The following is a 13,086-nucleotide window of genomic DNA, read 5'->3' as shown; positions in this document are numbered from 1 at the left end:
TCAACGCCCCAATCAAAAAGAGCTGCCCAGGGGCAGCTCTTGAGACCCCGGGGCGCTCACCCCGGGAGGCTTGGGCTTACTTCTTGTCGCCGCCGGGCACCTTGCCTTCCACGCCCTTGACGTAGAAGTTGATGCCACCGAGGAACTTGTCGTCGGCCACTTCGTCCTTCTTCAGCAGTTCCTTGCCGGCCTGGTCCTTGATCGGGCCCTTCCAGATCGCGAAGCTGCCGTCGGTCAGGCCCTTCTTGATCTCGTCGATCTTGGCCTTGGTTTCAGCGGGCACGTCTTCGGCAATCGACACCAGGTCGATCGCGCCTTCCTTCACACCCCACCAGCTTTGGCCGGTTTCCCACTTGCCTTCGAGCACGTCCTTGGTGGCCTTGATGTAGTACGGGCCCCAGTTGATCACCGACGAAGCCAGGTGGGCCTTGGGGCCGTAGGCGGTCATGTCGGAATCCCAGCCGAAGGCGCGCTTGCCTTTTTCTTCGGCGGTCTTGAGCACGGCCGGTGAGTCGGTGTTCTGGAACAGGATGTCGGCGCCGCCGTTGATCAGGGCGGTGGCGGCTTCGGTTTCCTTGGGCGGGCTGAACCACTCGTTGACCCACACCACCTTGGTCTTGATCTTCGGGTTCACGCTCTGGGCACCCAGGGTGAAGCTGTTGATGTTGCGGATCACTTCAGGGATCGGCACCGAGCCCACCACGCCCAGCGTGTTGGTCTTGGTCATGGCGCCGGCGATCACGCCAGCCATGTAGGCGCCTTCGTAGGTGCGGCTGTCGTAGGTGCGCATGTTGGGCGCGGTCTTGTAGCCGGTGGCATGTTCAAACTTGACGTCCGGGGTATCGGCGGCCACCTTGAGCATGGTTTCCATGTAGCCAAAGGTGGTGCCGAAGATCAGCTTGTTGCCCTGGCCGGCCATGTCGCGCAACACGCGCTCGGCGTCGGCCGATTCAGGCACGCTTTCCACGAACGAGGTCTGGACCTTGTCACCGAATTCTTTTTCGAGCGCCTTGCGGCCGTTGTCATGGGCAAAGGACCAGCCGCCGTCACCCACCGGGCCGACGTAGGCGAAGGCGATCTTCAGCGGCTCGGGCTTGGGAGCCGGTGCTGCGGCCGGAGCCGGTGCGGGCGCCGGTGCCGGTTCTTCCTTCTTGCCGCAACCCACCAGGGCCGCTGCGGCAACCGCAGACAGGGCGGCTACCTTGAGCAGGGAGCGTTTGTTCAGGTCAGTCATGTCTAATCCTTGTTGAGGTCGGTGACGAGGGTTGAAAAATTGATTATCCAGTCAGGAAAAACAAAACAGCAAGACCTTTGTCCCGGCCTCAAGCACCGGGATAAAAAGGTTTGCCCAGCGATGCCGGCATGTTCACGCGGATCCAGGCCGGGTTGCGCGAGATCAGGGCCAGCACCACCACGGTGGCGAGATAGGGCAGCATGCTCAGGATCTGGCTGGGCACGTTGACCCCCACCCCCTGCAGATGAAACTGCAGCATGGTGACGCCACCGAACAGATAAGCCCCAAGCAACACCCGTGCCGGGCGCCAGGTGGCGAAGGTGGTCAGGGCCAGGGCGATCCAGCCGCGGCCGGCCACCATGCCCTCCACCCACAGCGGGGTGTAGGAGATCGAGATGAAGGCGCCGGCCAGACCGCACAGCGCCCCGCCCACCACCACCGCGCCCAGCCGGATGCGCCGCACCGGGTAACCCAGCGCGTGGGCCGACTCGGGCGACTCGCCCACCGAGCGCAACACCAGGCCGGCGCGCGAGCGGTACAGGAACCAGCTCAGGGCCAGCATCATTGCGATGGCCCCATAAACGAGCGGGTGCTGACGGAACAGGGCCTGGCCCAGCAGCGGGATGTCACCCAGCAGCGGGATCGAGAACTGCGGCCGCTCGGGCAGCTTGGCCTGCACGTAGTTGATGCCGGCAAAAGCCGAAAAGCCCACGCCGAACAGGCTCAGGGCCAGGCCGGTGGCGTATTGATTGGTGTTGAGCCAGATCACCAGCACGCCGAACAGCGCCGCCAGCAAGGCCCCTGCGCCCATGCCGGCGGCAAAGCCCAGCCAGTCGCTGCCGGTGTGCGACACGGTGGCAAAACCGGCGATGGCCGCGCACAGCATCAGGCCCTCGGCGCCCAAGTTGACGATGCCGGCCTTTTCGTTGATCAGCAGGCCCAGGGCCGCAATGGCCAGCACGGTGCCCGCATTCAGCGTGGCCCCCAGAAGCAATGCATAGGACTCCATCAGCGGGCCCCTCCTGTGGAACGCGTGGCGACAAAACGGACCCGGTACGCAATCAGCGTGTCACAAGCCAGCAAAGAGAACAGCAGCAAACCCTGGAACACGCCGGTCAGCGACTTGGGCAGGCCCAGGCGCGACTGCGCCAGCTCGCCACCGATGTAGAACATGCTCATCAAGATGGCCGAGAACACCATGCCCACCGGGTGCAGGCGCCCCACATAGGCCACGATGATGGCGGCAAAGCCGTAGCCCGCCGGCACATAGGGCGTGAGCTGACCGATCGGGCCCGCCACTTCCAGGGCTCCGGCCAGGCCGGCCGCGCCACCCGACACCAGCAACGCCAGCCACAAGGCCTTGCGGGACGAAAAACCCGCGTAGCGCGCCGCGGCCGGGGCCAAGCCGCCCACCTGCTGGGCAAAGCCCGCCTTGGTGCGGAACAGAAACACCCACAGCGCCGCCGAGCCGGCCAAGGCGATCAGCAGCCCCACGCTGACGCGTGAGCCTTTCATGAGGCGCGGGATCTGGGTCGCCGCGTCAAACATGCGGGTCTGCGGAAAGTTGTAGCCTGCCGGGTCTTTCCAGGGGCCAAACACGAGGTAACTGAGCAGTTGCACCGCCACGTACACCAGCATCAGGCTGACCAGGATCTCGCTGGCATTGAAGCGGTCACGCAGCAGGGCCGTGATGCCGGCCCACACCATGCCGCCCACCACGCCGGCCAGCAGGATGGGGACGATGATCCAGCCGCCCGTGCCCTTGTCGGCCAGCAGCGCGACGCCGCCCGCGGCCAGAGCCCCGATCACAAACTGGCCCTCGGCCCCGATGTTCCAGACGTTGGAGCGGTAGCACACCGCCAGGCCCAGAGCGATCAGCAGCAGCGGCGTGGCCTTGACCATCAGCTCGCCGATGGCATAGGCGCTTTTCAGCGGCTCCCAGAAGAACACCTGCAGCCCACGCAGCGGGTCTTTGCCCAGCAGCATGAACAAAGCCACGCCGATCAGCACGGTGATGGCCAGGGCCAACAAGGGCGAGCCCAGGCCCCACCAGCGCGAGGCCTGCGGCCGGGGTTCAAGCTTGAACATGGCTCACCTCCGCTGCGGCACCGTCGGCCTGGTCCAGTTCGGCCAGGTGGGCCTGCACGTCTTCATTCCAGAGTCCGCTCATCCATTCGCCTATCTTTTCCACTGTGGCCTGGGTGCGCGCCACCGAGGGCGACAGACGGCCCTTGGCGATCACATGCAGGCGGTCACTGATCTCAAACAACTCGTCCAGCTCTTCGCTCACCACCAGCACCGCGCAGCCGGCATCGCGCAGGGCCAGGATCTCGCCACGGATCTGGGCCGCAGCCCCCACATCCACCCCCCAGGTGGGTTGCGAGACGATCAGCAGCCGGGGCTTGGCGTCGATCTCGCGCCCCACGATGAACTTCTGCAGATTGCCGCCCGACAGCGACTTGGCCGCCGCCTGAGGCCCACCGGCCTTGACGTTGAAGCGACGGATGATGTCGGCCGCCTGCGCCTCCAGCGCCCCCAGCTTCAGCCAGCCGCCACGGCCCACGGCATCGTTGCGGGTCAGCAGCAGGTTGTGCGCCAGGCCCATGGTGGGCACGGCCCCGCGGCCCAGGCGCTCCTCAGGCACAAAATGCAGGCCCAGCGCGCGACGGCGCTGGGGCGGCAACTGGCCGGCCGCCTGGCCGGCGACGGTGATGGAGGCCGGCGCGGCGCGCGTGTCTTCGCCCGAAAGGGCGTACAGCAACTCCTGTTGGCCATTGCCCGAGACGCCGGCAATGCCCACCACCTCACCCGCACGCACGTCGAGGTTCACGTCGATCAGGTCAACCCCAAACTGGTCCTGGCGCGGCAGCGACAGGACCGACACCCCCAGCACCGTGGCCCCCAGCTTGGCGGGACGGTGCTCCAGGGCCGGTGGCTCGGCCCCGATCATCAGGCGCGACAGCGAGGCGTTCGACTCTTCCGCCGGCTTGCAAACCCCAGTCACCTTGCCGCCACGCAGCACGGTGCAGGCCGTGCAGAGTTCACGGATCTCATGCAGCTTGTGGCTGATGTAGAGGATGCTGCAGCCTTCGGCCGCCAGTTTCTTGAGCACCACAAACAGCTTCTCGACCGCTTGCGGGGTCAGCACCGAGGTGGGTTCGTCCAGGATCAGCAGTTTGGGGTCGGTCAGCAGGGCGCGGATGATCTCCACCCGTTGCATCTCGCCCACCGACAGGGTGTGCACCGGGCGGCTGGGGTCGATGTCCAGCCCGTATTCAGAGGCCTTCTGGGTGATGCGGCGCGTCACTTCAGCCAGCTTGAAGTGCTTGTCCAGGCCCAGCCACACGTTTTCGGCCACGGTCAGGGTGTCGAACAGGCTGAAATGCTGGAACACCATGCTGATGCCCAGGGCCCGAGCCTCCTGCGGGTTGCGCACGTTCACGGGCTGCCCATTGAACAGCACCGAGCCCTCATCGGGCTTGACCGAGCCGTAGATGATTTTCATCAGGGTCGACTTGCCGGCCCCGTTCTCACCCAGCACGGCATGGGTTTCGCCAGGCAGCACGGTCAACGAGACCCCGCTGTTGGCCACCACCGAGGGGTAGCGCTTGGTGATGCCCTGCAGCACCAGACGGGCGCTGGGCGGGGGGGAAGCGTGCGTGTTCATGCCGCGGATTTTCTCAAAGTTTGGCGGGTCACAAGGGGCTCCTGTGGGGGATGGGTTGCTATTCTTTTCGAAGCGAGGCGGCCACTGACTTGACCCGGTCACGCAGCCAGGCCGCCGCCACCGAGGTGTGCGTGCGTTCGTGCCAGAGCTGGTAATACATCAGCCGCGGAAAAGACACCGGGCAGGGCAGGATGCGCAGCGGGTAGCGGTCCACAAAGCGCTCGCAGAATTGGCGGCCCGTGGTCAGCACCAGCAGGCTCGAGGCCACCATGGCCGGGATCAGGCTGAAATGCGCACAGCGCGCCGTGATCTGGCGCTGGATGCCCAGGGTGTCGAGGTGATCGTCGATCACGCCCCGCGCACCGGGGTGGGTGGGCGTGGGGGCAATGTGTTCAGAGGCCAGCCAGGCCGCCTGGTCCCAACCCCGGCGCACCGCCGGGTGCTCGGCCGCCACCAGGCACACCACCTCGTCGCCGAACAGGCGGCCCATGTGCAGGTCGTCAGGCGGTTTGGGCCAGTTGCCGATCACCACATCGAGCTGGCCCTGGGCCAGGTGCGCGTGGTAATGGGTATCGGCCGACAGCGGATGGATCTCGATCTGGCAGAACGGCGCCTGCACCTTGATCTGCGACACCAACTGAGGCAGGAACAGCGGATCGAGGTAATCGCTCGCGGCCACCCGGAAGGTGTTGCTCGCCGTGCGCGGGTCAAAGCCACGCACATCGGTGAACAGCACCTCGGCCGCCCGCAGGATGCTGGCGGCCGGCTCCACCATGCGCAGGCCGGCGTCGGTGGGTGTCATGCCCGAACCCGAGCGCACCAGCAGCGGATCATCGGCCAGATCACGCAGGCGCTTCAGCGCCGCCGAGACGGCGGGCTGGTGCATGCCCAGACGGATGGCGGCGCGAGAAACGCTGCGTTCGGTTAACACGGTGTGCAAGACCCTTATCAAGTGGAGGTCTATCTTGTCGAAAAGGGCTTGGTCTCTCATAGCAGGGGCTGCATTCTTGTCATACGTCAACGCTTATGCTGGCGACCGTGGCTCGCCCTACCCTCTGAACCAGACGGCAGTCACCCAGGGGATTTCCCCAGGCCGCCAAACACCACTCCAGGGATCACACACCACCCATGCAACACAGACCGATTCGCTTTCTGCGCCGTGGCCAGCTTGTCTCGCTGGGCAATGTAACACCCACTCACACCCTGCTGGAACTGCTCAGGGAAGACCTGCACTGCACGGGCACCAAGGAAGGCTGCGGCGAAGGCGATTGCGGCGCCTGCACCGTGGTGCTGGGCGAGCTGGACCCAGCGCAAGGCCCTGATGCAATCAAATACCGTGCCATCAACAGCTGCATCCGCCTGGCCCACTCGATCGACGGCATGGCCCTCTGGACCGCCGAGGACCTGGCACAGGACCCACTGATCCAGCCCGAGGCCCCGGCCGGCGATGAGCCCCCCACCGACAACGCCTTGCATCCGGTGCAGCAGGCCCTGGTGCAGTGCCACGGCTCGCAATGCGGCTTCTGCACCCCAGGCTTCGTGATGAGCCTGTTCGGCCTGTACCAGAACCAGGTCTGCCAGCAGGGCCAGCCCGTCAGCCGGGCCCAGGCGGTGGAGGCGCTGTCGGGCAATCTGTGCCGCTGCACCGGCTACCGCCCGATCTTCGATGCCGCCGAGAGCATGGCCGACCTGCCGCGCCGGCGCGTGGATGAGGCGGCGCTGGCACGCCAGTTGCGCGCGCTGCAAGCAGAACCGACCCGCGACGACGCCGCCCCCACCTACCTGGCCCCCACGTCATTGCAGGCCTTGCTGCAAGCGCGCCAGGCGCACCCGCAGGCCCAGGTGGTGGCCGGCTGCACCGATGTGGGGCTGTGGGTGACCAAACAGCACCGCCTGTTCGAGCAGGTGCTGGACGTGACCCGCGCGGCCGAGCTGCGACGCGTCGAGCCCTACCCTCACCACATCGCCATCGGTGCGGCCGTGCCGCTGGCCGATGCCTTTGCCGCGCTGGAGGCCGACCGCCCCGGCCTGCATGGCTTTGCCGCCCGCTTCGCCGGCCTGCCGGTGCGCAACTCGGGCACCCTGGGCGGCAACGTGGCCAACGGCTCGCCCATCGGCGACTCGATGCCGCTGCTGATCGCCCTGGGCGCCAACGTGGTGCTGATGCGCTGGGAGCCGGCCCAGGGCAGGCGCCCGGGCCGCATCGTGCACCGTGAAATGCCGCTCGAATCGCTCTACACCGGCTACCGCCAGAACGTGATGCGCCCCGATGAGCTGCTGGCCTGGATCAAGGTACCCCGGCCCCGACCCGGCGAATTGCTGCGCGCCTACAAGATCTCCAAACGGCAGGACGATGACATCTCGGCCGTCTGCCTCGTGCTGCGGCTGCACCTGGCCCATGGTGAGGCCGGTAGCGTGGTGCAAAGTGCCTCTGTCGGCGTGGGCGGCGTGGCCGCCACCCCGGTGCGGGCCCGCGCCACCGAGGCCGCGCTGAACGGCCAGCCCTGGACCGAGGCCACCGTGGCCGCGGCCACCGAGGTGCTGCGCGGCGAGTTCTCGCCCATCTCCGACATGCGCGCCAGCAGTGCCTACCGCCGCGAGGTGCTGGGCAACCTGCTGCGCCGCCTGTGGCTGGACAGCCAGGGCCTGCAGACCGTGGAGCTGCAGCGCCTGGACCCGGCCGCCCTAGACTCCCTGCCCCCCCTGCCTGATTCCGTGACCCCGAAGGAGGCCGCATGAACGCCCGCCCCCACGTCCCCCCCCACACAGCGCCCCAGACACTGGCCGCCGGCCGATCCCAGCAACACGAAAGCGCTGCCGCCCAAGTGGCCGGTGCCGCCACCTACATCGACGACCTGCCCGAGGTGCGCGGCACCCTGCACGCCGCGCCCATCCTGTCGCCCGTGGCCCATGGCCGCCTGCGCGGGCTGGACACCCGCGCCGCCCTGGCCGTGCCCGGCGTGCACGACGTGATCGTGTCGGCCGATGTGCCCGGCGACAAGCTGCTGGCGGCCTTTGCCCATGACGAGCCGGTGTTCGCCTTCGACACCGTGCAGCACGTGGGCCAGGTGATCGGTCTGGTGGTGGCCGACAGCGTGATGGCGGCCCGCCGCGCCGCCCGCCTAGTGAAGGCCGACATCGAGGCCCTGCCCGCAGTGCTGACGCCGCGCGCCGCGCACGCGGCCAAGCGCTATGTGTTGCCCCCGGTCACGGTGCGCCGCGGCGAGCCCGAGGCGGCCCTGCAAGGCGCCCTGCACACCCTGAGCGGCAGCCTCGAAGTGGGCGGGCAAGAGCACTTCTACCTGGAAGGCCAGATCGCCTACGCCCTGCCGCTGGAACAGCACCAGTGGTGGATCTACTCCAGCACCCAGCACCCCGGCGAGGTGCAACACTGGGTGGCCCACGCCCTGGGCCTGGCCAACCACGATGTGCGGGTCGAATGCCGGCGCATGGGCGGGGGCTTTGGCGGCAAAGAGACCCAGGCCGGCCATCTGGCGGTGTGGGCCGCGGTGGCCGCCAACAAGCTCAAGCGCCCGGTCAAGCTGCGCCTGGACCGCGATGACGACTTCATGGTCACCGGCAAGCGCCACCCCTTTGCCTACGACTACACGGTGGGCTTTGACGAGCGCGGCCGCCTGTGCGGCCTCCAGCTGCAGATGCTGGCCAACTGCGGCTTCAGCGCCGACCTCAGCGGGCCGGTGGCTGACCGCGCCATCTTCCATGCCGACAACGCCTACTTTCTCGAGGACGTCGAGATCGTCTCGTACCGTTGCAAGACCAACACCCAAAGCCACACCGCGTTCCGCGGCTTCGGCGGCCCGCAGGGCGTGATCGTGATCGAGAGCATCCTGGGCGACATCGCGCGCCACCTGGGGCTGGACCCGCTCGATGTGCGGCGCGCCAATCTTTACGGCATCGACGAACGCAACGTCACCCACTACCAGATGACGGTCGAGGACAACATCCTTGACCCGCTGATGAGCCGCCTGGAACAGACCGCCCGGTACCGCGAGCGCCGCCAGGCGATCGCCGCCTGGAACGCCCGCGAGCCGGTGCTCAAGCGTGGGCTGGCCATCACGCCGGTGAAGTTCGGCATCTCCTTCACCGCCACCCTGTTCAACCAGGCCGGAGCCCTGGTGCACGTGTACACCGACGGCAGCGTGCTGGTGAACCACGGCGGCACCGAAATGGGGCAAGGACTGCACACCAAAGTGGCGCAGATCGTGGCCGATGAACTGGGGGTGCGCTTCGAGACGGTGCGGGTGAGCGCCAGCGACACCGCCAAGGTGCCCAACGCCAGCGCCACCGCGGCCAGCAGCGGGACTGACCTGAATGGTCGGGCGGCCCAGTTCGCGGCCCGCCACGTGCGCGACAACCTGGCCAGCTTCGTCTGCGGGCTGGACGGCTGTGGCGCCGGGGCCATCCGCTTCATCGACGGGCAGGTGATCTCGCCCGTGGCCACCCGGCGTTTCGAGGATGTGGTGCAGATGGCCTATGCCAACCGCATCCAGCTGTGGAGCGACGGTTTCTACCGCACCCCCAAGATCCACTACGACAAGACCACGCTCACCGGGCGGCCCTTCTATTACTTCAGCTATGGCGCGGCTTGCACCGAGGTGGCCATCGACACCCTGACCGGCGAAAGCCGGGTGCTGAAGGTGGACATCCTGCACGACGTGGGCCACAGCATCAACCCGGCCATCGACATCGGCCAGATCGAGGGCGGCTTTGTGCAGGGCATGGGCTGGCTGACCACCGAGGAACTGGTCTGGAACGACAAGGGCCACCTGGCCACCCACGCCCCCAGCACCTACAAGATCCCGGCCACCGGCGACATCCCGGCGCACTTCAAGGTGGACCTGTGGCCCGAACCCAACCGCGAAGACAACGTGCTGGGCAGCAAGGCCGTGGGCGAGCCCCCGTTCATGCTGGCCGTCAGTGTGTTCGAGGCGCTGAAGGACGCCCTGGCCCAGGCGCGCAGCCTGGCGGGGCGCCCGGGCCCGGTGCAACTGGAGGCCCCGGCCACGGCAGAGCATGTGTTGCAGGCGCTGAACCTGCCTTGAAAATGCCAGGTGAGATCGACACGGGCATGGGCCTGTCAGGCCATGCAGAGACTCAGCCGCTCACCACCGACTGACTCGCCCGGGTGATCACCACCTGGTTGCGCCCGGCGCGCTTGGCCTGGTAACAGGCCATGTCGGCGGCGTGCAGCACGGCGGCCACATCGGGGTACTGCGGGCCCAATTCGATCAGGCCGACACTGCAGCCGATCGCGTGGGCCTGGGGACCCTGGTCGATGGGCAGATCAGCAGGCAGGTTGACAGACAGCTCAATCGGCAAGGCCTCGATGTGGCTGCGCAAGGCCTCCGCAATCTGGCTGGCGCGCTCCAGTGTGCAGCCCGGCAGCAGCAAGGCAAATTCGTCTCCGCCCAGGCGCCCCACCGTGTCGGTCTGGCGTACCAGGCCTTCCATGGTCCGGGCCACCTGGCGCAGCACCTGGTCGCCAGCCGCGTGACCGGCCTGGTCGTTGACGGCCTTGAAATGGTCCAGGTCGACAAACAGCACGCAGCCACCGGTCTCACCCGCGTCGTCTCGCGAGGGGGCCGCCGACCCGGCCTGCGCCGGGCGCTGCAATTGCAATTGCAATTGCAGCCGGTGCTCCAGTTCCCGCCGGTTCACCAGACCGGTCAGGCTGTCGTGGCTGGCGCTCCAGGACAGGGCACGCCGCGCCTCGCGTTCGGCGGTGATGTCGTCAAAGATCCAGATCGTGCCGCCCTCGGGGTCGCCCGGCACCACGCCACGGCCCAGCATGTGCACCCAGAAGTCATGCCCGTCCTTGCGTCGGAACATCAGCTCACCATCAAAAAAGCCCTGGCCACCAAATTGCTCGCGCACCTGGCGGCCCAGTTCCTCGTAAGCCGCTTCGGTGGGGTACAGCACCCGGGCCGGCTGGCCATGCAGCTCGCCCGGTGCATAGCCCATCATGGCGCTGGCCCGATGACTCAACAGCTCCAGCGTGCGATGACGGGTCACCACGATGCCCACCGAGGCATGCTCCAGGATGGCCTCCAACTGCCCCACCATCACCCGCAGGCTTTGTTGTTCACGCTCTTGCGCCATGGCCACCTGGCGCAACATGGACACCAGCTCGCCCAACTCGCCACCCACTTGGGGCCAATTGCTCTTGGCCGGCACCGAGCGGTCCAGCACCTGGTGCATGCGCTGCAACACCTCACTGATGGGTCGCGTCAGCCACAGGATCAGCCAGCCGCCCAGGGCAGCGCATGCCAGGGCCACGCCCGCCGTCAGCCACCAGGCCCAGCGCCCCACCTCCTGGTAAGGGGCCAGCGCCTGCTGCAGGGGCGTGACACGGGCCACGGCCCACGGGGCCACCGACAGGCCGGCCAGGCTGCTCAGGTGCTGGGCATCGCGCTGGCTCAAGGCTTCGGGCGCCATCCCGCTGCCCTGCGTTTCCCAGCGCGGCAACAGCGCCTCCAAACCCGGTTCATCATGGGCCTGGCCCAGCAGGCGTGACGGGCTGGGATGGGACAGCAGCACCCCTTGCGCGTTGAAGACCATCACCGACATGCCCGCCAGCGAGGCCCGGGTGAGTTGGGGCGGCAAGAGCTGGGAGGAATACAGCGACACCCCGCCCACCAGCACCGACTGGATCTGGCCCGCGCCATTCTTCAAGGGCTGGGCCAGCAACACCAACGGCTTCTCTTCAGGCCAGCGCCCCACGGGGGCCCACACATGGGCCTGCCCGTCTGCCAGGGCTTGCAGGCGGACCTGCTCGACCGCAGAGTCCAGCAACCGGGGCAGCGACGGGGCCTGCGCATGGCGCAGCAGCGGCACCCCATCGGCACGGGCGAGGTCCAGAAAATCGAACACAGAAAAGGCCTGGCGCTGTTGTGCCCAGGCCGTGGGCAGGCTGCCGGGGTGCTGCAGGCGCTCAGGGCTAACGTCTTGGCCGAGTTGCAGCAGCAAGGCCTCGATGTGCTGCAAACGGGCATCGAGCAGGGCCGCCTGCAATTGCACTTCCTGCGCCTGCTGGCGGCCGGCGCTGCCCAAGGCCTCGTGTTCGCTGGCCTGAAGGATGAAGAAAACGGACACCGCGCTGGCCAGCCAGCCCGACAGCACGGCCACCACCACCACGCGCAGCTTGAGTGTGTCGGTGGCCCGATGCAGCCCCGTGCCCAGGCGCCGTGCCCAGCGTGTCCAGGTCACGACCGCACGCTCCGGTCCACCACAGCGACTGTCTTGACACACATCCAACAGCGATCGGGACAAGACACCAGCAAGAAGAGCTTCCGCATTTGTAACAAAGCGTCAACTATACGGAGTTGTGCGCAACACGACCAGACAGTCTAGGGACAACCCCTAGCGATCCACCGGCCTGCAGCCGGCAAGCACTCAACCGCCCGCCAGGCTTTGCAGACCGCCGGGATCCAGCAAGGTCAGGTTGCGCCCGGAACCGGCGATCAGGCTGCGCTCGCGCAGGTGGCGCAGCACCCGCGACAAGGTTTCAGGGGCAATGCCCAGCTCGGCCGCGATCAGGCGCTTGCGCTGGTTCAACAGCACGTTCACCACACCCTGGCTGGCCTGCTCGGCATGGTTGAGCAGCCAGCGCGCACAACGCGCTTCGGCGTCCATGGCCAGGCGGCTCACCGCCAGTTCAGTCTGCTGGCGCTGGGAACGCGACACATCCTGCAGCAGCTTGCGGGCGGGCGGGGCCAAGGTGGCCAAGGTGCGTTGAAAGGCCGGCAGCGGCATGCGACGAACGATGACCGGTGTGTCGCTCATGGCGTCCACCACCTCGGGCAGCCCCAGCACGGCCGAAGCGGCCTCCAGCCAGAACGGCCCTTCGACCACGCCCAGTTGATGGCTCATTTCAGTGCCGTCGTACAGGCCGAGCACCACGCGACCTGAATCAACAAAGTGCACCCAGGGTGAGGTGGTCTGGCGTGCGAGCAAGACCTGACCCGGAGGGACAACCTCGTGTTCGAGGGACAAACCGAAATACTCAGAGGGCAACATGGGGACGACTTTGCCCGAGCCGCCTGCGCCCGATATTGAGGCATGTCAAAGGGGCTGACTGCGCCACAGCCCGCCGTCGCACGGGCTTGATCAGACTCCGTGCCTGGCCAGGGGCTCAGCACGCGCTGAAGCGGCAGAGCCTGCTCAT

Annotated in this window: 9 protein-coding genes; 2 read left to right on the top strand and 7 right to left on the bottom strand. The window is 67.3% G+C overall.

Annotation, left to right across the window (positions count from 1 at the left end; genetic code table 11):
- Positions 1–76: 76 nt before the first annotated feature.
- The 5 genes from AC3WUT_RS14880 to AC3WUT_RS14860 form a co-directional block, all read right to left on the bottom strand.
- On the bottom strand, positions 77–1,234 hold the full coding sequence (locus AC3WUT_RS14880) for a BMP family ABC transporter substrate-binding protein (protein ID WP_492347860.1): 1,158 nt from the start codon (positions 1,232–1,234) through the stop codon (positions 77–79).
- 88 nt (positions 1,235–1,322) lie between these two features.
- Complete coding sequence (locus tag AC3WUT_RS14875) at positions 1,323–2,243, bottom strand: ABC transporter permease (RefSeq protein ID WP_492347859.1); 921 nt, start codon at positions 2,241–2,243, stop codon at positions 1,323–1,325.
- A complete protein-coding gene (locus tag AC3WUT_RS14870) occupies positions 2,243–3,322 on the bottom strand; it encodes an ABC transporter permease (protein WP_492347858.1) in 1,080 nt (359 codons plus the stop codon). Before AC3WUT_RS14870 ends, AC3WUT_RS14875 begins: the two co-directional genes overlap by 1 nt.
- The gene (locus AC3WUT_RS14865; protein ID WP_492347857.1) at positions 3,309–4,901 is read right to left on the bottom strand and encodes an ABC transporter ATP-binding protein; all 1,593 of its coding nucleotides are present in this window, start codon (positions 4,899–4,901) and stop codon (positions 3,309–3,311) included. Before AC3WUT_RS14865 ends, AC3WUT_RS14870 begins: the two co-directional genes overlap by 14 nt.
- A 58-nt stretch (positions 4,902–4,959) precedes the next feature.
- Complete coding sequence (locus tag AC3WUT_RS14860) at positions 4,960–5,892, bottom strand: LysR family transcriptional regulator (RefSeq protein ID WP_492347856.1); 933 nt, start codon at positions 5,890–5,892, stop codon at positions 4,960–4,962.
- A gap of 137 nt (positions 5,893–6,029) precedes the next feature.
- Between AC3WUT_RS14860 and xdhA the strand changes: the two genes are divergently transcribed.
- Positions 6,030–7,640, top strand: a complete 1,611-nt coding sequence (xdhA, locus tag AC3WUT_RS14855; protein ID WP_492347855.1) for a xanthine dehydrogenase small subunit — start codon at positions 6,030–6,032, stop codon at positions 7,638–7,640.
- The gene (gene xdhB, locus AC3WUT_RS14850; RefSeq protein ID WP_492347854.1) at positions 7,637–9,964 is read left to right on the top strand and encodes a xanthine dehydrogenase molybdopterin binding subunit; all 2,328 of its coding nucleotides are present in this window, start codon (positions 7,637–7,639) and stop codon (positions 9,962–9,964) included. Before xdhA ends, xdhB begins: the two co-directional genes overlap by 4 nt.
- A gap of 52 nt (positions 9,965–10,016) precedes the next feature.
- On the opposite strand, the gene AC3WUT_RS14845 is transcribed toward xdhB, so the two are convergent.
- On the bottom strand, positions 10,017–12,128 hold the full coding sequence (locus tag AC3WUT_RS14845; protein WP_492347853.1) for a sensor domain-containing diguanylate cyclase: 2,112 nt from the start codon (positions 12,126–12,128) through the stop codon (positions 10,017–10,019).
- A 186-nt stretch (positions 12,129–12,314) separates the two neighbouring features.
- Positions 12,315–12,938: a Crp/Fnr family transcriptional regulator gene (locus tag AC3WUT_RS14840; RefSeq protein WP_492347852.1), complete on the bottom strand. Its 624-nt coding sequence runs from the start codon at positions 12,936–12,938 to the stop codon at positions 12,315–12,317.
- Positions 12,939–13,086 lie beyond the last annotated feature (148 nt).

Source organism: Curvibacter sp. EU05-FHT14A10 (assembly GCF_058791075.1).
The sequence above is the reverse complement of the archived record's forward strand: the minus strand, read 5'-3'. Positions and strand labels throughout refer to the sequence as shown.

Coding starts and splice junctions, on each gene's coding strand:
- AC3WUT_RS14870 (WP_492347858.1), bottom strand. CDS start 3,322: ATGTTCAAGCTTGAACCCCGGCCGCAGGCCTCGCGCTGGTGGGGCCTG.
- AC3WUT_RS14840 (WP_492347852.1), bottom strand. CDS start 12,938: ATGTTGCCCTCTGAGTATTTCGGTTTGTCCCTCGAACACGAGGTTGTC.
- AC3WUT_RS14875 (WP_492347859.1), bottom strand. CDS start 2,243: ATGGAGTCCTATGCATTGCTTCTGGGGGCCACGCTGAATGCGGGCACC.
- AC3WUT_RS14860 (WP_492347856.1), bottom strand. CDS start 5,892: ATGAGAGACCAAGCCCTTTTCGACAAGATAGACCTCCACTTGATAAGG.
- AC3WUT_RS14865 (WP_492347857.1), bottom strand. CDS start 4,901: ATGAACACGCACGCTTCCCCCCCGCCCAGCGCCCGTCTGGTGCTGCAG.
- AC3WUT_RS14880 (WP_492347860.1), bottom strand. CDS start 1,234: ATGACTGACCTGAACAAACGCTCCCTGCTCAAGGTAGCCGCCCTGTCT.
- xdhB (WP_492347854.1), top strand. CDS start 7,637: ATGAACGCCCGCCCCCACGTCCCCCCCCACACAGCGCCCCAGACACTG.
- xdhA (WP_492347855.1), top strand. CDS start 6,030: ATGCAACACAGACCGATTCGCTTTCTGCGCCGTGGCCAGCTTGTCTCG.